Genomic DNA, 22,323 nt, shown 5'->3' on the forward strand with positions numbered 1-22,323 from the left:
CGCAAGCGGGGCGAGGTGACTTTCGACGGCTTCGCCGATTCGTATGGCTATGCCTTCGCCTGCTCATCGAACGCCTTCAGCGACACTGCCGCGATCTCGCGCAGCGTGGTGCGGTCGGCGCCCGAAGAGGCCATCACGCACATGCCGGATGTCACCGCGGAGAGATAGCGGGCGAGCGTGACCGGATCGGCGTTTTCGCCGAGGTCGTGTTCGGCTTTGGCGCGGACAAAGCGGTCGCGCAACTGGTCTTCGGTGTGGGTGCGGCGCGCCGCCAGCTCGAACGGAACGTTTTCCGAGCCGGTGCCGCAGGCGAGGCCGCCCTGGACCAGCAGGCAGCCAGGCGGGTTGGCGGGGTCGGTCTGGGCGTCCGCGTGCTCCATCAGGAATCGCTCGGCCACCTCGCGGGCACTTGAGGCGCCCAGAACCTTTTCCATCCAGGCGTCGCGCTTTTCCGAGTAGCGGTCGAGCGCGGCCTTCAGCAGGCCTTCCTTGCTGCCGAAGGCAGCGTAGAGGCTCGGCGGATTGATATTCATCGCCTCGGTGAGCTGGGCGATCGTGGTCCCCTCGTAACCGTGGCGCCAGAACACGTCCATGGCCCGGTCCAAAGCGGCGTCCGCGTCGAAGGCGCGGGGGCGTCCCATTCCCATTTTTGCTTGCTCCGTAAGCCGGGTGCCGCTTCTATGACGGATTGTCCCTAGCTTATCCTCTTGTTGCACGTGATGTTTTTCCGCGTCTTCCCATTTCCCCACGAATGAGATAATAAATTCATAGTGCTCGATACATAAGTATCTTGCGAACCGGCGTCCAGCTCCACATTTGTAGCGAACACTACAGATCTCTGGAGCGCGTGAATGCCCTCGTCAACCCAATATCCCGTTTCCGGCCGTTTCCGACGCATCGTCGGCGGTGTCGTGATCCTCGGCGCCCTCGCGGTGGCCGGTTCGCTCGCGACCGGCCACTATTTCCACGCGGCGCAGGCGACCGCGGCCGCCGCCCCTGAGCCGGCGGTGCCGGTGACCGTCGCCGTGATCCAGCCGCGGCCGACCACCCTGTTCGATGACTTCTCGGGCCGGCTCGAGGCCGTCGACCGCGTCCAACTGCGGCCGCGGGTGGCGGGTGCGATCCTTTCGACCAACTTCACCGAGGGCGCACTGGTGAAGTCCGGCGACATCCTGTTCAAGATTGACCCCGCGCCTTACGCGGCCGAGGTCGACCGGGCCCAGGCGCAGCTCGAGGCGGCCAAGGCCCGCGTAGTGTTCACCACGAGTGAAGTCGAACGCGGTGCACAGCTGGTCGGCAACAACATCGTCACCAAGCGTGACTTCGACCAGCGCGACAACGCCAATCGCGAGGCGATCGCCAACGTCAAGGCCGCCGAAGCCGCGTTGCAGACCGCAAAGCTCAACCTCGACTACACCGAGGTTCGCGCACCGGTCGACGGCCGGGTCGGCAGGATCGAGGTCACCGTCGGCAATCTGGTTGCGGCGGGCACCTCGTCGCCGGTCCTGACCTCGCTGGTCTCGGTCAATCCGATCTATGCGAGCTTCGATGCCGATGAGGAGGTCGTGCTGCGCGCGCTGAACTCGATCGCGGACGCGTCCGGCAAGCGCGGCAATCTCGATCAGATCCCGGTCGACATGGTGACGTCGGGCGGCCTCAGCGCCAAGGGCCACATTCAGCTGATCGACAACCAGGTCAACGGGCAGAGCGGCACCATCCGCGTCCGCGCCGTGTTCAAGAACGAAGACGGCCGGCTGATCCCGGGACAGTTCGCCCGTGTACGCATGGGCCAGCCCAAGCAGCAGACGCTGGTGCTGGTCGACGAGCGCGCCGTCGGCACCGACCAGGACAAGAAGTTCGTCATGCTGGTCGGCGACGACAGCCGCGCGGTCTATCGCTCCGTCACGCTCGGCAGTGCGGTCGATGGCCTGCGGATCGTCACCGCCGGCCTGAAATCCGGCGACCGCATCGTCGTCAACGGCCTGCAGCGCGTGCGCCCCGGCGCACTTCTGAAGATGGAAGTCGCCGAAATGGGCGCGCGCGGCATGCAGCAGGCATCTACCGAAACCAACCAGCACGTCGTGCAGCGCTAGGCGCTGCACGCGGGGGCGGAGCCATGAATCTCTCGAAATTCTTCATCGACCGGCCGATCTTCGCCGGCGTGCTATCGATCCTGATCTTCCTGGCCGGCCTGATCTCGTTGCTGGCGATGCCGATCTCGGAATATCCCGACGTGGTGCCGCCGTCGGTCGTGGTGCGCGCGACCTATCCCGGCGCCAATCCGAAGGTGATTGCCGAGACGGTCGCAACGCCGATCGAGGAGCAGATCAACGGCGTCGAGGGCATGCTCTATATGTCGAGCCAGGCGACCACCGACGGCGCGATGACGCTGACGGTGACGTTCCGGCTCGGCACCGACCCCGACAAGGCGACCCAGCTGGTGCAGAACCGCGTGCAGCAGGCCGAGCCCCGCCTGCCGGCCGTGGTGCGCCAGCTCGGCATCATCACCAAGAAGAGCTCGCCCGACCTCACCATGGTCGTGCATCTGCTGTCGCCGAACAACCGCTACGACATGACGTATCTGCGCAACTACGCCGTGCTCAACGTCAAGGACCGGCTGGCGCGGATCGACGGCGTCGGCGACGTCCAGCTCTACGGCGCCGGCGACTATTCGATGCGGGTCTGGGTCGACCCGCAGAAGGCCGCCGAACATGCGCTGACCGCAAGCGACGTGGTGCGCGCGATCCAGGCCCAGAACGTCGAGGCCGCGGCCGGCGTGGTCGGCTCCTCGCCCAGCGTCAAGGGCCTCGACCTCCAGCTTTCCGTCAACGCCGAGGGACGGCTGTCGACTGAAGAGCAGTTCGGCGACATCGTGGTGAAGACCGGCTCTAGCGGCGAGGTGGTGCGGCTGCGCGACGTCGCGCGGATCGAGCTCGGCGCCTCCGAATACGGCCTGCGCTCGCTGCTCGACAACAAGCAGGCAGTCGCGATCCCGATCTTCCAGGCGCCGGGTTCGAACGCGCTGGAGATCTCCGACCATGTTCGCGCCACCATGGCCGAGATCAAGAAGAACATGCCGGAAGGCGTGTCGTACCAGATCGTCTACGATCCGACGCAATTCGTGCGCTCCTCGATCGAGGCCGTCATCCATACGCTGCTCGAGGCGATCGCGCTCGTCGTGCTGGTCGTGATCTTGTTCCTGCAGACCTGGCGCGCCTCGATCATCCCCTTGATCGCGGTCCCGGTGTCGATCGTCGGCACCTTCGCGGTGATGCATGTGTTCGGCTTCTCGATCAACGCGCTCAGCCTGTTCGGCCTGGTGCTGGCGATCGGCATCGTGGTCGACGACGCCATCGTCGTGGTCGAGAACGTCGAGCGCAACATCGAATCCGGCCTGTCGCCGCGCGATGCCACCAACCAGGCGATGCGCGAAGTGTCCGGCCCGATCATCGCGATCGCGCTGGTGCTGATCGCGGTGTTCGTGCCGCTGGCCTTCATCTCCGGCCTCACCGGACAGTTCTACAAGCAGTTCGCGCTGACGATTGCGATCTCGACCGTGATCTCCGCGATCAACTCGCTGACGCTTTCGCCGGCGCTGTCGGCGCTGCTCTTGAAGGGACATGACGAGCCGAAGGATTGGCTGACCCGAGGCATGGAAAAGTCGCTGGGCTGGTTCTTCCGCGGCTTCAACAAGGTCTTCACCAAGTCGTCGGAGAACTACGGCAGGACCGTAACCAAGGTGATCTATGGCAAGGCCGTGGTGATCGGCCTCTATGTGCTGCTGATCGGCCTGACCGGCGTGCTGTTCAAGCAGGTGCCGAGCGGCTTCGTGCCCGGGCAGGACAAGCAGTACCTGGTCGGCTTCGCCCGGCTGCCCGACGGCGCCACGCTCGACCGCACCGAGGAAGTGATCCGCAAGATGAGCGACATCGCCCTGACCCAGCCGGGTGTCGAGAGCTCGGTGGCATTTCCCGGCCTGTCGATCTCCGGCTTCACCAACTCGTCCAACGCCGGCATCGTGTTCTCGACCCTGAAGCCGTTCGACGAACGCAAGGATCCGTCGCTGAGCGGTCCGGCGATCGCGGCGGCGCTCAACAAGAAGTATGCCGGCATCCAGGATGCCTTCATCGCGATGTTCCCGCCGCCGCCGGTCAACGGCCTCGGCACCATCGGCGGCTTCAAGCTGCAGATCGAGGACCGTGCAGGCCTCGGCTATGAGGCGCTGAACGATGCGACCAAGGCCTTCATGACGGCGATGCAGAAGGCGCCGGAGATCGCCGGCGTGTTCTCGAGCTTCCAGGTCAACGTGCCGCAGCTGTTCGCCGACATCGACCGCACCAAGGCGTTGCAGCTCGGCGTGCCGGTCACGGAGGTCTTCAACACGTTGCAGATCTATCTCGGGTCCTACTATGTCAACGACTTCAACAAATTCGGCCGCACCTATTCGGTCTATGTACAGGCGGACGCGCCGTTCCGTGCGCGTGCCGACGACATCAGGCAGTTGAAGGTGCGTTCGTCGTCCGGAGACATGGTGCCGCTGTCGGCGCTGTTGAAGGTCCGGCAGAGCGCAGGTCCGGAGCGCGCGATCCGCTACAACGGCTTCCTGTCGTCGGACATCAACGCCGCCGCGGCGCCGGGCTTTTCGTCCGGCCAGGCGCAGGAGGCGGCAACCCGAATCGCGGCCGAAACGCTGCCGCCGGGCTTTGCCTTCGAATGGACCGACCTGACCTATCAGGAGTTCATCGCCGGCAATTCCGGGCTCTGGGTGTTTCCGCTCGCGATCCTGCTGGTGTTCCTGGTGCTCGCCGCGCTCTATGAGAGCCTGGCGCTGCCGCTCTCGATCATCATGATCGTGCCGATGGGCCTGTTGGCCGCGATGTTCGGCGTCTGGCTGTCGAAGGGTGACAACAACGTCTTCACCCAGATCGGCCTGATCGTGCTGGTCGGATTGTCGGCCAAGAACGCCATCCTGATCGTCGAATTCGCGCGCGAGCTCGAATTCGCCGGGCGCTCGCCGATCCGCGCCGCGATCGAGGCCAGCCGCTTAAGGCTGCGGCCGATCCTGATGACGTCGATGGCGTTCATCATGGGCGTGCTGCCGCTGGTGCTGTCGACCGGCGCGGGCTCGGAGATGCGGCGCGCGATGGGCGTCGCGGTGTTCTCCGGCATGATCGGCGTCACCGTGTTCGGCCTGTTCCTGACGCCGGTGTTCTATGTGCTGCTGCGCACTGTCACCGGCATGAAGCCACTGACGCAGCATGGTGAGGCGACCATCCCTGGAAAAGCACACGCGGCATGATGCCGCGTGCGTGTAAGCCTCGTGTCAGTTTGAAGAGGATCAGGCTGCGATATCCAGCAGCAGAAGTGACGAACCGCGGACCAGCACCTTGCGGCCCGCGGGCGTCAGCTCAAACGAATCGCCGCGCACGGCGACATAACCGAGCGTGATCAGGCTCTCGACGGCGAACCGGTTCAGCCGTGAAGGGTTCGCTGCGGGAGCCCGCAGCGCTTTCAGCGCATCCCACTGATCGGGTCTGAGTTCGAATTCTTCGCTCATTGGTCCAGGCACTCCAGAAGTTCTTGGCGTGCGAGATACAGAGCGCAGATGAATTTCGTGCGACCACAACGAGTCAGGATTTCGATTTATGTGGACGCGTCGTCACATCGCCGTGTCATTGGAATACTTCAATTTTTTCGAATCATTGCGGCGCAACAACGCGTGATGTCGTCACAGAGATTAACCGCACACCGTCATACAGGTTAATCGTCTCGATTAACCGGCCGGATTTTTCGCTATCCGTTAACCGCGCCGCACACTTGCCCCGCCATCGACCGGCAACGTCACACCGGTGACGAAATTCGCCTCATCGGAGGCGAGAAACAGCGCGGCATTGGCGACATCCCAGCCGGTGCCCATCTTGTGGCGCAGCGGCACCTTGCTGTCGCGTTCGGCCTCGACCTCGGCGCGGCTCTTCTTGAATTCGCGTGCGCGCGTGTCCACCGCCATCGGTGTGTTCATCAATCCCGGCAGGATCACGTTGGCGCGAATGCCATATTGCGCATTCTGGTAGGCGAGCTGCTCGGTGAAGGCGATCATCGCCGATTTGGTCGCCTTGTAGGCGACGTAAGGATAGGTCGTGATCGCGGCCATCGACGAGATGTTGATGATCGAGCCGCGCTGCTGCTGGCGCATGATCGGGATCACATGCTTGGCGGCGAGGATGCAGCTCTTCAGATTGATCGCCACGCAGCGGTCGAACGCCTCCTCGGTGATGTCGAGCAGCTCGGCGTCGCCACCGGAAAGGCTGACGCCGACATTGTTGTGCAGGATATCGACGCTGCCCCAGCGGCCATGCGCATCCGCCACCATCGCCTTGATGTCGGCATTCTTGGTGACGTCGGCCTTGAAGGCAACCGAAGTGCCGCCGTTGGCCACGATCAGGTCGACGGTTTCCTGCGCCGATGCCAGGTTGTGATCGACGCACAGCACCTTGGCGCCTTCGCGGGCGAAGGTCAGCGCGGTGGCGCGGCCGTTGCCGATGCCCTCGCCGGGGCTCTGGCCGGCGCCGACGACGATGGCGACGCGATCTTTGAGGCGCATCTCACTTCACTCCCGGGATCGGGTACTGCTGCAGTACCTCTTTGTAGCTTGGCTCGTTGTCGATCTGCATGGTGGCGAGCACGCGCACCACGGCGCAGTAGAACGCGATGGTCAGCACCAGGTCGGTCATGTGCTCGTCGGACAGCTCTCGCTTGATCTCGGCGAAGGTCGCCTCCAACATCGCGAGCTGGCGCACCATCTCGCGGGCCCCCTTGAGGATTGCCTTCGCCAGCGGCTCGAGCCTTGACGGCTTGCCCTCAGTCTCGGCGATCAGGCCCTGGATGTCGTCGTCGGTGACGCCGAACTCCTTGCCGATCTTCACATGGTGGGTGAACTCGTATTCCGACTTCTCGAGCCAGCCGACTTGCAGGATCGCGAGCTCGCGCAGCCGCGGGTCGAGCTTGCTCTTGAAGCGGATGTAGCCGCCGATCCCGTTGAACGCGCGCGCCATGTCCGGCGAATTGACCAGCAGCTTGTGCAGATTGGTGTTGCGCTTGAGCATGTCGCGATATTCGGGGGCGACCTGATCGGCTTCGAGATAGGGCAGGCGGGCCATTGTTGTTGTCCTTGATTCGGCGGCTTGCGGAAGGGGCGGCTGTCGCTTCAGCCGTAGAGGGCTTTGTGCTCGCGCTCGTAGTTGGCGTAGGAGTCCTTCATGCTGGCGCCGTTCAGCAGCATGGTGGCGACCACGGCGCCATCGGCATCGAACACGGTCGAGCGCACCCACATGCTCTCGGTGCGCTTGCTCCCCGACAGCGCCACCACCTCGCGTTCGACCCAATAGGTCTCGCCCGGGAATAGCGGCCCGCGCACAAGCCGGATCTCCTGATCGGCGAACAGCCCGACCGCCGGGCCACGGACCGGCAGCCGGTCCTCGCGCGCGCGGTACTGGAACAGCACGCTCAGCATCTCCATCGGGATGATTGCGCGGCCCCAGGGATTGTGCTCGAGCGAATAATAGTCCGAAGGCTCGGTGATCACCTTGAGCTTGTCGGCCAGCGAGAACGGATAGAGATCGCCCATGTTCTGGTCGAAATCCATCTTGATCGCCTGCCGGGGCGTCTTCATGCCGACCTTGATGTCGGCGAGGATCACGGGATCGGTCAGCGGCTTCAATTCGCCGAGCCTGCGGGCGAGTGCGGTTTCCTTACCGTCGCGGTCGATCGAGGCGGTGCCGCGCAGGATCTCGGTGCCGTCGCGCTTGATCATCCCGATGGTGCATACGGTCTGGCCCGGCTTCGGCTTCTCGATCTGGGCCTGCACCTCTTCGCCTTCGAACACCGGGTTGCGGTAATGCGCCGACAGGCATCCGGTCATGAACCAGGCCCGGCCCCAGATCCGCTCGCACAGCGGCGCGAACTGGCTGAAATGGGTCGGTCCTTCGATGGTGCCGCCGCGGAAACCGAGCTTCTGCGCAGTTGCATCGTCGTGGATCGAAGCGTGGGAGTCGTAGGTCTGGGCCTGCAGCATCTGCTTCGGGCTGCGCCAGGGACCCACCAGCAGATTGCCGTTCTCCACGATTTCGGTCGTGAACGCGGATTCGACTTTAATCATCCTTGGTCTCCCTTTGCGCGCCACCGTTTCAAAGATGCCGGGGTTCGGCAAGGCCTCGCAGAGCAACAAGGCCTCGCAGAGCAAACAAGGCCTTGCCTCCGCAATACGAGATATGTCCTGCGGCCATGGAACGGGGCTGTTCATGCATAACAAAATCAGTGCATGCTGATGCATGATCATGGGCAAGACAATGAGACCGGTTCGGACCGGCGTGACCTGATCGGCGGGGAGCCTGAAACTGATGGCGTTGATGGAAGTTGGACTGGACGACAAGTACCGGTTGGATACCAAACGAATCTTCCTCTCCGGTACCCAGGCTCTGGTCCGATTGCCCATGTTGCAGCGCGAACGCGACCGCGCGCACGGGCTGAACACCGCCGGTTTCATCTCCGGTTACCGCGGCTCGCCGCTCGGCATGTATGACCACGCGCTGTGGCGGGCGAAGTCGTTCCTCAAAGAGCACGATATCGCCTTCGTTCCCGGCCTCAACGAGGACCTGGCGGCGACTGCGGTGTGGGGCAGCCAGCAGGTCGGCATGTTCCCCGGCGCCAAGGTCGATGGCGTGTTCGGCATCTGGTACGGCAAGGGCCCCGGCGTCGACCGCTCGCTCGATGCGCTCAAGCACGCCAATTCCGCCGGCACCTCGCCGAATGGCGGCGTGATCGCGCTCGCCGGCGACGACCATGGCTGCCAGTCCTCGACGCTCGCACACCAGAGCGAGCAGGTGTTCGCCTCGGCGCTGATGCCGGTGGTCAATCCGGCAACGCTGCAGGACTATCTCGACCTCGGCATCCTCGGCTTTGCGCTGTCGCGCTATTCCGGCTGCTGGGTCGGCTTCAAGGCGATCTCCGAGACCGTCGAAAGTTCGGCCTCGATCGTCAGCGATCCCGATCGCATCAAGATCATCATGCCCGACGATTTCGAAATGCCGCCGGGCGGGCTCTCGATCCGCTGGCCGGATCCGCCGCTGGAGGCCGAGCGCAGGCTGCACGGGCCCAAGATGGAGGCGGTCGCGGCGTTCGCCCGCGCCAACCGGTTCGACCGCATCGTGCTGGATTCCAAGCCGGCGCGGCTCGGCATCATGGCGACCGGCAAGGCCTATCTCGACCTGCGTCAGGCGCTCGCCGATCTCGGCATCACCGATGCCGATGCGCAGGCGCTGGGCGTGCGCATCTACAAGGTGGCGCTGACCTGGCCACTGGAAGCGCGCGGCGCGCGCGATTTCGCCGAAGGCTTGCAGGACGTGCTTGTCGTCGAGGAGAAGCGTGGCTTCATCGAGGATCAGCTGGTCCGCATCCTCTACAACATGGACGCATCGAAGCGTCCGTCGGTGGTGGGCAAGCGCGACGAGAGCGGCGCACCGCTGCTGCCGAGCGAGGGCGAACTGACGCCGACCATGGTGGCTGCCGCCGTCGTCGCACGTCTGCGCAGGCTCGGCCATCACAGCCCGCTGCTGGAGCAGCGTCTGGCAAAGCTCGAGGCGTTCGATCGCCCGGCCGAAGGCACCGGCACGGCGAAGCTGCAGCGTACGCCGTATTTCTGCTCGGGCTGCCCGCACAACTCGTCGACCAAGATTCCCGAAGGCAGCCGCGCCATGGCCGGCATCGGCTGTCACGGCATGGCGTTGTCGGTACCGAACCGCAACACCCAGACCATCTCGCACATGGGTGCGGAGGGCGTGAGCTGGATCGGGCAGGCGCCGTTCACCAGTGAACAGCACGTGTTCCAGAATCTCGGCGACGGCACCTATACGCATTCCGGCTTGCTGGCGCTGCGCGCGGCGGCCGCGGCCGGCGTCAACATCACCTACAAGATCCTCTACAACGACGCGGTCGCGATGACCGGCGGCCAGCCCGCGGAGGGCGGCTTCACGGTGGCGCAGATCGCGCATCAGGTCTGGGCCGAGGGCACCAAGAAACTTGCGATCGTCTCCGACGATCCGGACAAGTATCCCGCCAACTATTTCCCGTCCGGCGCCACCATCCATCATCGCCGCGAGCTCGATGCCGTACAGCGCACCTTGCGCGAGATCGAGGGCCTCACCGTCCTGATCTACGACCAGACCTGCGCTGCCGAGAAGCGCCGCCGCCGCAAGCGCGGGCTGTTTCCCGATCCGGCCAAGCGTGTCTTCATCAACGAGCGGGTCTGCGAAGGCTGCGGTGACTGCTCGATGGCGTCGAACTGCGTCTCGGTGCAGCCGCTGGAGACCGAGCTCGGCCGCAAGCGCCGCATCGACCAGTCGAACTGCAACAAGGATTTCTCCTGCATCGAGGGCTTCTGCCCGAGCTTCGTGATGGTGCAGGATCCCAAGCTGCGCAAGGCCGACCGCACCGCCGCCGATCCCAAGGCGCTGTTCGCGGACCTGCCGGCGCCGCCCGCGGCCGCGCTGAGCAGCCCCTACAACATCCTGATTACCGGCATCGGCGGCACCGGCGTCATCACCATCGGCGCGCTGCTCGGCATGGCCGCACATGTCGAGGGGCTTGCCTGCTCGACGCTCGACTTCACCGGCCTGTCGCAGAAGAACGGCGCGGTCATGAGCCATGTCCGGCTGGCACCCACGTCCGACATGCTGACCACGGTCCGTATCGCGCCGGGCAATGCCAATCTGATCCTCGGCTGCGATCTCGTCGTCGCCACCAGCGTGCCGGCGCTGAGCCGGGCCGAGCGCGGCGTCACCCGCGCCGTCGTCAACGCCGATCTGCTGCCGACCGCGAGCTTCGTGATCGATCCCGATATCGATTTCGAGGCCAGCTCGATGCGCGATGCGCTGAACGGCGCGGTGCGGCCCGACGATCTCGACATCCTCGATGCCACCGGGCTTGCCACCGCGCTGATGGGCGACAGCATCGCGACCAACGCCTTCATGCTCGGCTTTGCGTTCCAGCGTGGCGCGATCCCGCTGTCGCTCGAGGCTATCCTGAAGGCGATCGAGCTCAATGGCGCCGCGATCGAGATGAACAAGACCGCGTTCTCGTGGGGCCGGCTTGCCGCGCATGATCTGCAGCGCGTGGTCAGCGCCGCGCGCTTCAAGAACGCAGGCACAGCGCCGGCGAAGAAGACGCTCGACGAGGCGATCGCGTTCCGCGCAAAATTCCTCACCGACTATCAGGACGCGGCCTACGCCAAGCGCTATCTCGACGACGTCGCGCGCGTCCGCTCCGCCGAAGCCGCGGCAGCGCCGGGATCGCAGGATCTGACCGAAGCCTTCGCGAAGGGCCTGTTCAAGCTGATGGCCTACAAGGACGAATACGAGGTCGCGCGGCTCTATTCGGATGGCGAGTTCAGCAAGGCCTTGAGGGAGCAGTTCGAGGGCAATTCCGGTCTGAAGGTCCTGCTGGCGCCGCCGTTGCTGGCGCAGCGCGATCCCGTCACCGGGCGTTTGCAGAAGCGCGAGTTCGGGCCGTGGATCTTCAAGGCGTTCGGCCTGCTGGCGGGATTGAAGGGCCTGCGCGGCACCGCGTTCGACATCTTCGGCTACACCGCCGAGCGCAAGATGGAGCGCGCGCTGCCGGTGGATTATTCCGCGATGATCCTGCGTCATGTCGACGGCAAGAAGCCGCTCGACTTGCCGCGTCTGGTGGCGCTGGCGAAGGCTGCGGACCTCGTCCGCGGCTACGGCCACATCAAGGAAGGCAACGTCGCCCGCTACCGCACCGAATGTGCGCGGCTGGAGCGCGCGATCGGCCAGCCGCTGGCCCAGGCGGCGGAGTAGGGCAGAGCGTTTTCCCCGTTCCGATCCCATTGGAACGGGGCTCCAGGTGGTGGGCGGCGGAACTTTCCGCGGCCGCCTTGGTTGACCGGTAACCCTGCCCGCGATCCGCGGCTGGATTCGCGCGGCCGGGTTCCTACATAACGGCTGTTCTGTTCGAGTGATTTCAGGAGGCCCTTTGATGGTCCTGAAAAACGCGTTTGTTGCAACTGTTTGCACCGCGTACCTGGCCGCTTATCTGGCGTTGGGTGGCGCGCCGTTGGCTGACGAGTACCGTCCGAGCGAGTTCTTCAGTCTCGACCTCTCTCAGGCCGTGCTGTCGCCGAAGCCGCTTGGCCCGCCGGCGCAGTTCGAGCCGGTTCCGGTCGAGGCGAAGACCGATCGTAGCCCGGATCAGCACGCCAATGTCGAGCCGCAGGTCGAGCAGCCCAGGGTCGAGCCGCAGAAGGCGGTGCGCACGACCAAGGTGACGGCGCCGCATGAGCGCAAGCGCGCGGTCGCGCGCGTCCCCGCCCGCGCCAAGCTCGCCCGGCGCCACTCGAATCCGCTCGATGCGGAAGCCCGCGACACCAGGATCCAGACCTGGCCGTGCCGCACCGGCGGCATCTGCAACTGGCAGCGGTGAGGGCGGCGCTACGTCTTTGCTCTGATCCGCGCAGCAAGCGAAACCCGTCATCCTGAGGTGGCCGCTTCTTCGGCGGCCCTCGAAGGATCGACGGCCACAGGCGGGCCGTGCATCCTTCGAGGCTCGCTCCGCTCGCACCTCCAGCGACAAAGGCGAAGCCTTTGCGCGGGGATGACGGGCATGGCTTTGAGTGCGCGGTATTCGACACCGTTCCGTGATCCATCCCCCGAGTCATCCCGCCGTCGCAAAACCGTCGGCGCGGAGTCAAGAAACCGTAAGAGCGGAGTCAAACGGCGCAGGCAAAACCTTCGTTGCGATTCGACGAAGGTTATTCGATGCCGACAGCGATCTCCGCGAGGGGGCGAGGCCTCACAAGGCGTCAGCTTCTGGTGCGCTCGGCATCGACGGCCGCGCTGGCGGGATTGGGCGCGCTGGCAAAGCCATATCTGAGCCGCGCGGCGGATCGGCCCGCGATCGCGGGCATCCAGTCCGGCGACGTCGCCAGCGATTCCGCTGTGATCTGGGCCCGCGCCGACCGCGCCGCGCGCATGCATATCGAATGCGCCGCGGTCGAGAGCTTCGCCACCATCCTGCGCGCCGCGTCCGCCGATGCACTGCCCGAGCGCGACTTCACCGCAAAGCTGCTGCTCGATGGCCTGCCGCCGGGACAAGATCTGTACTACCGAGTCCGCTTCGAGGATCGCGACGGCATCGCCGGCGAAAGCCGCGTCGGCCATTTCCGCACCGCGCCGGTCGACCGCCGCTCGGTCTCGTTCGTCTGGTCGGGCGACGTGGTCGGGCAGGGCTGGGGCATCGACCCCGCGCGCGGCGGCCTGCGCAGCTACCGCACCATGCTGAACGAGCGGCCGGATTTCTTCATCCATTCCGGCGACCACATCTATGCCGATTGCACGGTGCCGTCGGAGCAGGCGCTGCCGAACGGCGAGATCTGGCGCAACATCGTCACCGAGGAGAAATCCGTCGTCGCGCACAGCATCGAAGAATTTCGCGGCAACTACAAATACAACTGGCTCGACGAGAATTTCCGCGCCTTCCATGCCGAGGTGCCGATGTTTGCGCAGTGGGACGACCACGAGGTCGCCGACGACTGGTCGCCGATCGGCACCGCTGATGCGACCGGCTACGATACGGACGGCAGCTCGCGCCTGGTGGCGCGGGCACGCCGCGCCTTCCACGAATTCATGCCGATGCGGCTGATGCCGGAGCGCGACGGCCGGGTCTATCGCAAGATCCCCTATGGGCCGCTGCTCGACGTCTTCATCATCGACATGCGCTCCTACCGCGATTCCAGCTGGAATAAGCAGGGCGATCCGGACCAGGCGTTCATCCTTGGCGCGAGCCAGCTCGCCTGGCTGAAGCGGGAGCTGGTGGCGTCGGATGCCGTCTGGAAGGTGATCGCCGCGGATCTGCCGATCGGCCTCGTCAGCCTGGATGCCGTGGCGCTCGGCGACGGGCCGCCCGAGCGGCGCGAGCACGAGATCGCCGATTTGCTGTCCTTCATGAAGCGCGCCGGCATCCGCAACACGGTGTGGCTCACCGCCGACATGCACTACACCGCCGCGCATCATTATGATCCGAACCGCGCGGTGTTCCAGGAGTTCGAGCCGTTCTGGGAATTCGTCTCCGGTCCGCTGCATGCCGGCACCTGGTCGCCGGGCGAGCTCGACAACACTTTTGGCCCGAAGGCGATGTACCAGAAGGGCTGCCCGGCCGAGCAGGGCGACAATCTCGCTCCGTGTTTCGGCCTGCAATTTTTCGGCCGCGTCGACATCGACGGCAAGACCGGCGTGATGAAAGTGACGCTGAAGGACGTCGACAACCACGATCTCTGGTCGGTCGACATCGAGCCGCGTCCGGATGCGCGGCCCGGCCAGATCATGGCACAGCATATCTGAGCCGATCAAAGCCGTCGCGACATCTTGATTGCGGGCGCCTTGCCCGAAGGGCCGGTTTGCGGGCAGACTGGGCTTGGCAGTTCTGCCAATTTCATTCCTTAAAGCCGATTTACTGGCGTGACGTCGTCGATGACATCGGCGTCCCACGCGTCAGGAGCTATCCATGGACAATCTGCAGACACAGGGCATCAGCCTGCCGCAGCTCGGGCTCGGCACTTTCCGCATGCAGGGCGATGCCTGCCGTGCGGCGGTCGAGAGCGCGCTCGGGCTCGGTTACCGGCACATCGACACCGCCGAGATGTACGGCAATGAGGAGGCGATCGGGGCCGCGATCGCGGAATCGAAGGTCGCGCGCAAGGACCTGCATGTGACCACCAAGGTCTGGCACGAGAATTTGGCGCCGGATGCGATCCGGACAGCGTTCGACACCAGCCTGAAGAAGCTGCGGCTCGGCCACGTGGACCTCTATCTGGTGCACTGGCCGTCGCGCAGCATGAAACTGCCGGCCGTGTTCGAGACGCTGATGCAGTTGAAGGAGGAGGGCCGCACCCGCGCGATCGGCGTCGCCAATTTTACCACCGCGCTGCTCAAGACCGTGGTCGAGGACATCAAGGCGCCGATCGCCTGTAACCAGGTCGAGTATCACGCGATGCTGGACCAGGCGCCGGTGCGGAAATATCTCGCGGCGAAATCGATCCCGCTGGTGGCCTATTGCCCGCTGGCGCAGGGCCGTTTCGCGACCGACGAGACGCTGGCGAAAATCGGTAGCAAGCACAATGCAACGGCAGCGCAGGTGGCGCTGAAATGGCTGCTCGACCAGGACGGTGTTGCGGCGATTCCGAAAGCCTCGCGCGCCGAGAGTCAAAAGGCCAATCTCGACGCGCTGAAAGTCAAGCTCGACGACGACGACCGCAAGGCGATCGCCGGGCTGCGCAAGGACATGCGCTGCGTCAATCCGGGCTTTGCACCGGCGTGGGACTGAATCCTGCCAGTACCGGATCAGGGCGCAGAACGAGAAAATGGCTCCGCGAGGAGCCATTTTCCGTTGTGTCGGTCTTTCGTATGTGCCGGTGCTTAGTAACGATCCCGCCTGATCACCACGGTGCGGTCATGGTCGTGATGCCAGCCGCGATGCCAGCCACGGTCATGGCGCATCTCCGCCCGCGCGCCCCAGCCACGATCCCAGTGGTGATGGCCGCGCTTGATCACGACGGTCTCGGCGCTCGCGATCGACGGAACGGCCACTGCAAGCGTACCAATCGCCGCAAGAACAAAACCAATCTTTTTCATCTCATCCTCCTCAAATGATGCGAGGAGGCAACCGTGCAGGCATCGAAACGTTCCTCAGAAACCGGCGGAGTTTTCTGAACGGTTGTTCAGGCGGTCTTGCCTAACCGCTGCGCCCGACGCATCATCGCGCTACAAAAATCAATGTTCGGGGGGACGTTGCCATGGGCGAATTTTCACGCCGGGATTTCTTGAAAGGTACGGGATCGGTCGCCGCTGCTGTCATCGCAAGGCCGGCCGCTGCGGCGATGGGGCCGGACGACAAGTTCGACCTCGTCATCAAGAGCGGCGACGTGATCGATCCGAGCCAATCGCTGCGCGGCAAGCACGACATCGGCATCCGCTGGGGCCTGATCGAGGCGATCGAAGAGGAGATCCCGGCGGCGCGCGCCGCCAAGACCATCGACGCGTCGGGCAAACTCGTGATGCCGGGCCTCGTCGATCTGCACTGCCACGTCTATCCGTATGGATCGGCGATCGGTATTCCCGCCGACGAGCTGGTGCAATTCCAAGGCACCACGACCGTCGTCTCGGCCGGCGATGCCGGCGTCAACAATCTCGCGGCGCTGCGACGCTTCATTGTGGCGCAGTCGCGGACGCGGATCTACGCCTTCCTCCATATCGCCAACAACGGCCTGTCGGCGTTCCCGGTGGCCGAACTCTACAACATCGACAACGCCCAGGTCGAAGCCTGCGCGATGGCGCTCGCCGAGAACCCGGACTTCCTGATCGGGGTCAAGGTGCGGATGTCCGAGAACGTCATCTTCAAGCATGGCATCGAGCCGCTGAAGCGCGGCATCCAGGCCTGCGAGATGTGCGGCTGGCCGGCGCGGATGATGGTGCATATCGGCGGCGTCGAGACCAGGGAGTTGATGTCCGACATCCTCGATCTGCTGCGGCCGGGCGATATCCTGACCCACGCCTATTCCGGCGCCCCGAACATGTCCGGCGCCTTCACCAACATCGTGCAGGACGGCAAGCTGCTGCCGGCGGCGCTCGCGGCCAAGCAGCGCGGCGTGCTGTTCGATGTCGGCCACGGCGGCGGCAGCTTCGATTTCACGGTGGCCGAGATCGCGATCCCCGCCGGCTGCACGCCCGACACGATCTCCTCGGATATCCACGTCTTCTCCGGCAATTCGCCCGGCATCCCGTTCCTGCCGAACGTGATGAGCAAGTTCCTGGCGATGGGCTCCTCGCTGGATCAGGTGGTGGCGATGGCGACCTCGGTGCCGGCGCGGATCATCAACCGCACCCCGAAGATCGGCACCTTGCAGCGCGGTGCGCCCGGCGATGTCGCGATCATGGATCTCATCGAAGGCCCGGTCACCTTCGTCGACACCCGCAACAACAAGCGCGATGGCAATCTGCAGCTGAAGCCGGTGCAGACCGTGGTCAACGGCGTGCCGTTCGGCCGGCCCTATCAGGCGCCATTTTCGGTGCGATAAGTGGCAGGCCCCGCCGATTTCCTGTCATTGATCCGCGTCAAGGACAGGAAATCCCGCTCGTCGATGATGAGCAATCATAAGGGGCATGTCGTGACCGGAAATAGTTCCTCCATAGACCGATCGGCACGTTCGTCCGGGCCTGGCGGTGCGTCGTTTTCCGAAAGCGACTTCCTGCGGCAACTGGGCGAGGCCATGCGCGGGGCGCGGGCGAATATCGGCATGACGCGTCGCGAACTGGCCCGCCGATCCGGCGTGTCGCAGCGCTACATTGCTCTCATAGAGGCGGGCAAGGGCAACGTCTCGATCGTGCTGCTGCTGCGCATTCTGAACGCGTTCCGCAGCGACGCCGCCAAGGCGGCCTGACCGGGAAGGAGAAGATCACGCCGATGGGTGAACTCGTTCTTGCTGCCAAGGTCAGCCACGTACCGTCCCTGATGCTGTCGGAACGCCCCGATCACCCGCTGCACGATGCGCGTGCCGGCGCGGTTGCGGCATTGCATGAGCTGGGTCGCCGCGCCAGGGACCGCGGCGTGTCGACCTTCGTGGTGTTCGATACCCATTGGCTGTCCAATTTCGGCTACCACATCAACGCCAATGCCCGGCACGGCGGCTCGTTCACGAGCCACGAGGCGCCGCAGATGATCAAGGATCTGCGCTATGACTGGCCGGGGAATACTGCGCTTGCGGAAGCGATTGCGAGCGAGGCGGAGAGCGATGGCCTCAATGTGATGGCGCACCAGGTCGAAAGCCTCGGTCTTGAATACGGCACCATCGTCCCGATGCACTACCTGAACCAGGATGGCTGGGCCAAGGTCGTCTCGGTTGCGTCGCCGCTGTTCACGTCGATGGAGGAGAGCCGGCTGCTCGGCGAAGCGACCCGCCGTGCGATCGCGCGGTCCGGCGAGCGGGTCGCGCTGCTCGCCAGCGGATCGCTGTCGCATCGGTTATTGCCCAACAAGAAGCTTGGCCCCGAAGCCTGGACATCGATCGCCAGCGAATTCAACCGCCAGGTCGATCTGCGTGTGCTCGAGCTGTGGCGGCAACGCCGTTACCGGGAGTTCCTCGACATGCTCCCCGATTACGCGGTGCGGTGCAACGGCGAGGGCGGCATGGCCGACACCATCATGCTGTTTGCCGCGCTGGGCTGGTACGATTTTCGTGGCGCCGCCGAGCAGCTCTGCGATTATTTCCCGTCGAGCGGCAGCGGTCAGGTGCATGTGGAATTTCACCTGACCGCGTGAGACGGCGAATGCGGATCGCTAGCCGCGCTTCTCCACATTGCTGCTGCGCGCCGGCACGCCGAACTCCTTGCGGCAGACCTCCGCCAGCACCGCGACGCCTTGGCGGATCTGCTCGTGCGAGGGGCTGGCGAAGCAGAGGCGGAGCCGGCTGCCGGAATGTGCCTTGCTGGTCGACCATTCCGGTCCCGGATTGATCGAGACTCCGGCGGCGAGCGCCGCCTGATAGAGCTTCATGGTGTCGACATGGTCGGGCAGCTTGACCCAGAGGAAGATGCCGCCCTTGGGGGCTTCGAACTCGGCCGACGTGCCGAACTGCTCGTTCAGCGCCTCCATCAGTGTGTCGAGCTTGGCGCGAAGGCCCTTGGTCAGCCGCGGCACGTGGGTCGCAAAATGCGGCGCGCAGTATTCCGATAGCACCATCTGCTCCAGCGCGCCGGAGCCGGCGTCGGTCTTCAGCGGCAGCATCCGCGACATGATCTCCCAGGGCGCGACGATGAAGCCGACCCGCAGCGCCGGCGCGATCGATTTCGAGAACGAGCCGATATGGATGACGCCGCCGTGCTTGCTCATCGCATAGATCGCGGGCGGCCGTTCGCCGTTCCAGATCAGATCGGCATAGCAATCGTCCTCGAAGATCGGCACGCCGTATTCCTTCGACAGCTTCAGCATCTCGGCGCGGCGGCTTTCGGGGAGGATCGAGCCGGTCGGGTTCTGCACGGTCGGAATGGTGTAGATGTATTTCGGCGTGATGCCGCGCCGCTTGTGATCGGCGAGCGCCGCGGCCAGCGCATCGATCCTTATGCCGTCGCTATCGAGGGGAATGCCGACCGCGTTGACGCCGAGCCGCGTCAGGCGGTTCAGCGAGCCCTGATAGGTCTCCTGCTCGATCAGCACGGTGTCGCCCTTGGCGAGCAAGGTGTGGTTGACCAGGTCGAGCGCCTGCAGCGAGCCGGAGACGATCATGATCTCGTCCGGGGTGCAGGCAATGCCGGCATCGCGCTTCAGCTTCTCGGTGAGGAACTGGCGCAGCGGCAGGTAGCCCTGCGGCCCGTGCGCGAGGTTGTAGGTCGCCAGATTCCTGCCCTCGCGCTTCATCACGGCATTGAACGCCTCCAGCAGCCCGTCGACCGGGACCTGGTCGGGATCGTTGTTGCCGCCGACGAAGCTGTATTTGGCGAGCCCGGTCCAGCGCGCGGCCGGCGCAGGCAGGCCGGCCGGGAGCAGCGGTGCAAAATCGAACTGGGCTGAGGTGGACATGGACGTTCCGCTCCGTGTTGTTGTCGTTGAGAAGGTCCGCGGGAAGCGGCCTCCTATGGACTCAGTTCTTGCCGGTCAGCCGGATCGGGCGGCCCTGGCTGATGAAGGCATAGTGCCCGGCGCCGACGCTGCCGACCATCAACGCCTCGACCGCCGGTTCCGCGATCTCGCCGGAGGCCGCCCAATCGACCACGAAATTCGCGCCGGTGCCGCCGCGGGTATCGGTCGTGGCGATCGAGACCTCGACGGTCGCAAACGGTTTTAGCGCGACCGGCGATTTGAGGTAGTTCTCCACCATCTTGCCTGATGTGTCGAAATAGGCGATCCGCTTCAGCACCAGCGGTCTTGTCTCGGAGGCGTTGTGCACGCTGAGCGTCACCGAGAAATCGGCCCTGAGCTTGCCCTGGCTCATCGACACGCTGGAATACACCGGCACGTAGAACGCACCGGATGCGGTAAGGCCTTCCGATGGCACCGCGGTCAGCGAGTTCGCGAAATTTTGTTCAATACTTCCGGAGGATTGTGCTAGCGCCTCCGTCATGCGCGCGGTGAGCAGGCAGAGCAGAACTGCCAGAAAAATGCCGCCTGCGCGGATGTGACACATTGCTCGGTTGATCCTCACGCCCGGCCCTCTAGGTTGCGGCAACAGGAAGTCTTTGACGCATGCATGAACTGATTCGCGATATCACGCTCTGTATCCTGTTTGCCTGGGGGATCGGGCTGCTCGCCCATTTCTCCCGGCAACCGCTGATACTGGCCTACCTTATCGCCGGCTTTTTCATTGGTCCATTCGGCATGGGCTGGGTCAAGTCCCAGGAATCGATCAGCGTCATCTCCGAGCTCGGCCTGATCTTCATGCTGTTCATGATCGGGCTGGAAATCGACCTCAAGAAGATCATCCGTGCCGGCAAGGTCATCCTGTTCGCCGGTGCCGGCGAGCTGATCGGGGGCTGCCTGATCGGCGTGGCGTTCTTTGCCGGGATCGGCCTTGCGATCGGCGGCGGCAAGTTCGATGCGGTCTATCTCTGCGTCGCCTGCGCGCTGTCCTCGACCGTCATCATCGTCAAGGTGCTCTACGAGAAGCGCGAGCTGGATACGCTGCCGGGCCGCATCACGCTCGGTGTGCTGGTGCTGCAGGATATCTTCGCGATCCTGTTCCTGGCGGTGCAGCCGAGCCTCGACAATCTGCAGATCGGCGTCGTGCTGCTGTCGATCGCCCGCGTTGCGGTGCTGGTCGCGACCGCACTGGTGCTCAGTCGCTACGTGCTGCCGCGGCTGTTCCACCAGATCGCGCGCCGGCCCGAGCTCGTGTTGCTCGGCGCGCTCGCCTGGTGCTTCCTGATCGGCGAGATCGCCGAGCGGCTGCATCTGTCGCGTGAGATGGGCTCGTTGGTCGCCGGCGTCTCGATCTCCACCTTTCCCTATGCGCTCGACGTCACCGCCAAGGTCACGACGCTCAGGGATTTCTTCATCACGCTGTTCTTCGTCGCGCTCGGCATGACGATCCCGATCCCGGGCCTGCAGGTGATCTGGCTCGCGCTCGTCATCGCGGCGTTCACGGTGGTGAGCCGCCTGGTTACGACGTTCACGCCGCTCTACCTGATGAAGCAGGGTTTGCGCGCCAGCCTGCTGCCGGCGATCAACCTGGCGCAGATTTCCGAGTTCTCGCTGGTGGTGATCCAGACCGGCATTGCCGCCAACCACATCGGGACCGAGACCGCGAGCGCGGCCTCGTTCGCCTTCGTGGTGCTGGCGGTGCTCTCGACCTTCGCGATGGGCCGCAGCGACCAAATCGTGCGTAGCCTGATCGGTCCGTTGAAGCGGATCGGGCTGCGCGATCTCGACCATGTGGGCGAGGGCGGCCAGGAGGGGGGACACGGCGAGATCAGGCGTATCGTGATCCTCGGCTTTTTCCGCGCGGCGAGCGCCTTGGTCAACCAGATCGAGCGGCAGAACCAGTCGCTGCTCGAGCAGATCAGCGTCATCGACTTCAATCCGCTGGTGTTTCGCACGCTGACCGACCGCGGCATGCACGTGATCTATGGCGACATCAGCAATGTCGACACGCTGGTGCACGCCGGCATCGGCAAGGCCGAGATCATCATCCTGAGCGTGCCGGACTTCCTCCTGGTCGGTGCCGACAATGAAAAGCTGGTGCGCCACGTCCGCGCCCTCAATCCGACTGCGCGGATCGTCGCCACCGCGGATCTCCTCAGCGGCGTCGACGATCTCTACGAGGCCGGTGCCGACTATGTGACGGTGACCCGGCTCAGCGACGCCGGCGAGCTCTATTCGGTGATCGAAGCCGCCGACGCCGGCCTGCTCGACGACAAGCGGGCCGAGATGGATGCTCAGCTCAGCGACCGGCGAGAGGTGCTGCCGTAAGGGGTGCATCCACTTGGCGATTGCGCCGTCAGGCGCGCCTTCGCCGGCGCGATTGCGTAGCCCGGATGGAGCGAAGCGAAAATCCGGGGCCACGCACGCAGAAACACCCCCCGGATCGCGCTTCGCTCCGGGGCTACCGAGCACGATCCGGAAAAGTGGGCTTCCGTTCTTTGGCGGGTTCAAGTTCAAACAAGAAATCAAACAGGAGATGAGGTCCGTCCCCGGTCCTGGTATGCCTGCCGGACGCATGGCGGGTTGCATAATGATACTGGCGCTGACATCGGAACCCGGCTAATCCAC

At 64.6% G+C, this 22,323-nt stretch carries 18 protein-coding genes; 10 read left to right on the forward strand and 8 right to left on the reverse strand.

Annotated features, from left to right (window positions below):
• Positions 1-47: 47 nt before the first annotated feature.
• Complete coding sequence (locus tag CO675_RS01210) at positions 48-647, reverse strand: TetR/AcrR family transcriptional regulator (RefSeq protein ID WP_097670216.1); 600 nt, start codon at positions 645-647, stop codon at positions 48-50.
• Positions 648-851: 204 nt separating this feature from the next.
• Between CO675_RS01210 and CO675_RS01215 the strand changes: the two genes are divergently transcribed.
• Positions 852-2,093, forward strand: a complete 1,242-nt coding sequence (locus CO675_RS01215; protein WP_097670217.1) for an efflux RND transporter periplasmic adaptor subunit — start codon at positions 852-854, stop codon at positions 2,091-2,093.
• Between the two features lie 23 nt (positions 2,094-2,116).
• Positions 2,117-5,299, forward strand: coding sequence for an efflux RND transporter permease subunit (locus CO675_RS01220; RefSeq protein ID WP_097670218.1), 3,183 nt, complete (start codon positions 2,117-2,119; stop codon positions 5,297-5,299).
• 39 nt (positions 5,300-5,338) lie between these two features.
• On the opposite strand, the gene CO675_RS01225 is transcribed toward CO675_RS01220, so the two are convergent.
• From CO675_RS01225 to CO675_RS01240, 4 genes are all read right to left on the reverse strand, one after another.
• The gene (locus tag CO675_RS01225) at positions 5,339-5,557 is read right to left on the reverse strand and encodes a hypothetical protein (RefSeq protein WP_028334528.1); all 219 of its coding nucleotides are present in this window, start codon (positions 5,555-5,557) and stop codon (positions 5,339-5,341) included.
• Between the two features lie 243 nt (positions 5,558-5,800).
• Positions 5,801-6,601 carry an SDR family NAD(P)-dependent oxidoreductase gene (locus CO675_RS01230; protein WP_097670219.1) on the reverse strand — a complete coding sequence of 267 codons (801 nt, stop codon included), beginning with the start codon at positions 6,599-6,601 and terminating at the stop codon, positions 5,801-5,803.
• A gap of 1 nt (position 6,602) precedes the next feature.
• Complete coding sequence (locus CO675_RS01235) at positions 6,603-7,157, reverse strand: carboxymuconolactone decarboxylase family protein (RefSeq protein ID WP_097670220.1); 555 nt, start codon at positions 7,155-7,157, stop codon at positions 6,603-6,605.
• 47 nt (positions 7,158-7,204) lie between these two features.
• Complete coding sequence (locus CO675_RS01240) at positions 7,205-8,155, reverse strand: hotdog family protein (protein ID WP_097670221.1); 951 nt, start codon at positions 8,153-8,155, stop codon at positions 7,205-7,207.
• A 241-nt stretch (positions 8,156-8,396) separates the two neighbouring features.
• On the opposite strand from CO675_RS01240, the gene CO675_RS01245 reads away from it, so the two are divergent.
• The 4 genes from CO675_RS01245 (at position 8,397) to CO675_RS01260 (ending at position 15,390) form a co-directional block, all read left to right on the forward strand.
• Positions 8,397-11,870: an indolepyruvate ferredoxin oxidoreductase family protein gene (locus CO675_RS01245; RefSeq protein ID WP_097670222.1), complete on the forward strand. Its 3,474-nt coding sequence runs from the start codon at positions 8,397-8,399 to the stop codon at positions 11,868-11,870.
• Between the two features lie 178 nt (positions 11,871-12,048).
• The gene (locus CO675_RS01250) at positions 12,049-12,492 is read left to right on the forward strand and encodes a hypothetical protein (RefSeq protein ID WP_198964453.1); all 444 of its coding nucleotides are present in this window, start codon (positions 12,049-12,051) and stop codon (positions 12,490-12,492) included.
• Between the two features lie 335 nt (positions 12,493-12,827).
• The gene (locus tag CO675_RS01255; RefSeq protein ID WP_097670223.1) at positions 12,828-14,408 is read left to right on the forward strand and encodes an alkaline phosphatase D family protein; all 1,581 of its coding nucleotides are present in this window, start codon (positions 12,828-12,830) and stop codon (positions 14,406-14,408) included.
• Between the two features lie 163 nt (positions 14,409-14,571).
• A complete protein-coding gene (locus CO675_RS01260) occupies positions 14,572-15,390 on the forward strand; it encodes an aldo/keto reductase (RefSeq protein WP_097670224.1) in 819 nt (272 codons plus the stop codon).
• Between the two features lie 92 nt (positions 15,391-15,482).
• Here the strand turns inward: CO675_RS01260 and CO675_RS01265 are convergent, their stop codons facing one another.
• The gene (locus CO675_RS01265; protein WP_050630900.1) at positions 15,483-15,698 is read right to left on the reverse strand and encodes a hypothetical protein; all 216 of its coding nucleotides are present in this window, start codon (positions 15,696-15,698) and stop codon (positions 15,483-15,485) included.
• A 161-nt stretch (positions 15,699-15,859) separates the two neighbouring features.
• Here CO675_RS01265 and CO675_RS01270 point away from each other — a divergent pair, with 161 nt between their 5' ends.
• Genes CO675_RS01270 through hpaD form a run of 3 tightly spaced genes read left to right on the forward strand, consistent with a single transcriptional unit; the run spans position 15,860 to position 18,381 of the window.
• Complete coding sequence (locus tag CO675_RS01270) at positions 15,860-17,140, forward strand: amidohydrolase family protein (RefSeq protein WP_097670225.1); 1,281 nt, start codon at positions 15,860-15,862, stop codon at positions 17,138-17,140.
• Entirely contained in the window at positions 17,141-17,503 is a 363-nt protein-coding gene (locus CO675_RS01275) for a helix-turn-helix domain-containing protein (protein ID WP_245452592.1), read from the forward strand.
• 23 nt (positions 17,504-17,526) lie between these two features.
• Positions 17,527-18,381, forward strand: coding sequence for a 3,4-dihydroxyphenylacetate 2,3-dioxygenase (gene hpaD, locus CO675_RS01280; protein ID WP_097670226.1), 855 nt, complete (start codon positions 17,527-17,529; stop codon positions 18,379-18,381).
• A gap of 18 nt (positions 18,382-18,399) precedes the next feature.
• Here the strand turns inward: hpaD and CO675_RS01285 are convergent, their stop codons facing one another.
• Together CO675_RS01285 and CO675_RS01290 are read right to left on the reverse strand one after the other, a co-directional pair.
• Positions 18,400-19,638, reverse strand: coding sequence for an aminotransferase-like domain-containing protein (locus CO675_RS01285; RefSeq protein WP_097670227.1), 1,239 nt, complete (start codon positions 19,636-19,638; stop codon positions 18,400-18,402).
• 61 nt (positions 19,639-19,699) lie between these two features.
• A complete protein-coding gene (locus CO675_RS01290; protein ID WP_245452593.1) occupies positions 19,700-20,242 on the reverse strand; it encodes a DUF3124 domain-containing protein in 543 nt (180 codons plus the stop codon).
• Between the two features lie 59 nt (positions 20,243-20,301).
• On the opposite strand from CO675_RS01290, the gene CO675_RS01295 reads away from it, so the two are divergent.
• Complete coding sequence (locus tag CO675_RS01295) at positions 20,302-22,023, forward strand: cation:proton antiporter domain-containing protein (protein WP_097670228.1); 1,722 nt, start codon at positions 20,302-20,304, stop codon at positions 22,021-22,023.
• The last annotated feature ends 300 nt before the right edge of the window (positions 22,024-22,323 follow it).

The organism is Bradyrhizobium sp. C9, from assembly GCF_002532045.1.
In the GTDB taxonomy this organism is placed as follows: domain Bacteria; phylum Pseudomonadota; class Alphaproteobacteria; order Rhizobiales; family Xanthobacteraceae; genus Bradyrhizobium.

Bases quoted from the DNA above. Each gene is read 5' to 3' on its own strand.
- CO675_RS01210 (WP_097670216.1), bottom strand. From the start codon at position 647: ATGGGAATGGGACGCCCCCGCGCCTTCGACGCGGACGCCGCTTTGGAC.
- CO675_RS01215 (WP_097670217.1), top strand. From the start codon at position 852: ATGCCCTCGTCAACCCAATATCCCGTTTCCGGCCGTTTCCGACGCATC.
- CO675_RS01220 (WP_097670218.1), top strand. From the start codon at position 2,117: ATGAATCTCTCGAAATTCTTCATCGACCGGCCGATCTTCGCCGGCGTG.
- CO675_RS01225 (WP_028334528.1), bottom strand. From the start codon at position 5,557: ATGAGCGAAGAATTCGAACTCAGACCCGATCAGTGGGATGCGCTGAAA.
- CO675_RS01230 (WP_097670219.1), bottom strand. From the start codon at position 6,601: ATGCGCCTCAAAGATCGCGTCGCCATCGTCGTCGGCGCCGGCCAGAGC.
- CO675_RS01235 (WP_097670220.1), bottom strand. From the start codon at position 7,157: ATGGCCCGCCTGCCCTATCTCGAAGCCGATCAGGTCGCCCCCGAATAT.
- CO675_RS01240 (WP_097670221.1), bottom strand. From the start codon at position 8,155: ATGATTAAAGTCGAATCCGCGTTCACGACCGAAATCGTGGAGAACGGC.
- CO675_RS01245 (WP_097670222.1), top strand. From the start codon at position 8,397: ATGGCGTTGATGGAAGTTGGACTGGACGACAAGTACCGGTTGGATACC.
- CO675_RS01250 (WP_198964453.1), top strand. From the start codon at position 12,049: ATGGTCCTGAAAAACGCGTTTGTTGCAACTGTTTGCACCGCGTACCTG.
- CO675_RS01255 (WP_097670223.1), top strand. From the start codon at position 12,828: ATGCCGACAGCGATCTCCGCGAGGGGGCGAGGCCTCACAAGGCGTCAG.
- CO675_RS01260 (WP_097670224.1), top strand. From the start codon at position 14,572: ATGGACAATCTGCAGACACAGGGCATCAGCCTGCCGCAGCTCGGGCTC.
- CO675_RS01265 (WP_050630900.1), bottom strand. From the start codon at position 15,698: ATGAAAAAGATTGGTTTTGTTCTTGCGGCGATTGGTACGCTTGCAGTG.
- CO675_RS01270 (WP_097670225.1), top strand. From the start codon at position 15,860: ATGGGCGAATTTTCACGCCGGGATTTCTTGAAAGGTACGGGATCGGTC.
- hpaD (WP_097670226.1), top strand. From the start codon at position 17,527: ATGGGTGAACTCGTTCTTGCTGCCAAGGTCAGCCACGTACCGTCCCTG.
- CO675_RS01285 (WP_097670227.1), bottom strand. From the start codon at position 19,638: ATGTCCACCTCAGCCCAGTTCGATTTTGCACCGCTGCTCCCGGCCGGC.
- CO675_RS01290 (WP_245452593.1), bottom strand. From the start codon at position 20,242: ATGTGTCACATCCGCGCAGGCGGCATTTTTCTGGCAGTTCTGCTCTGC.
- CO675_RS01295 (WP_097670228.1), top strand. From the start codon at position 20,302: ATGCATGAACTGATTCGCGATATCACGCTCTGTATCCTGTTTGCCTGG.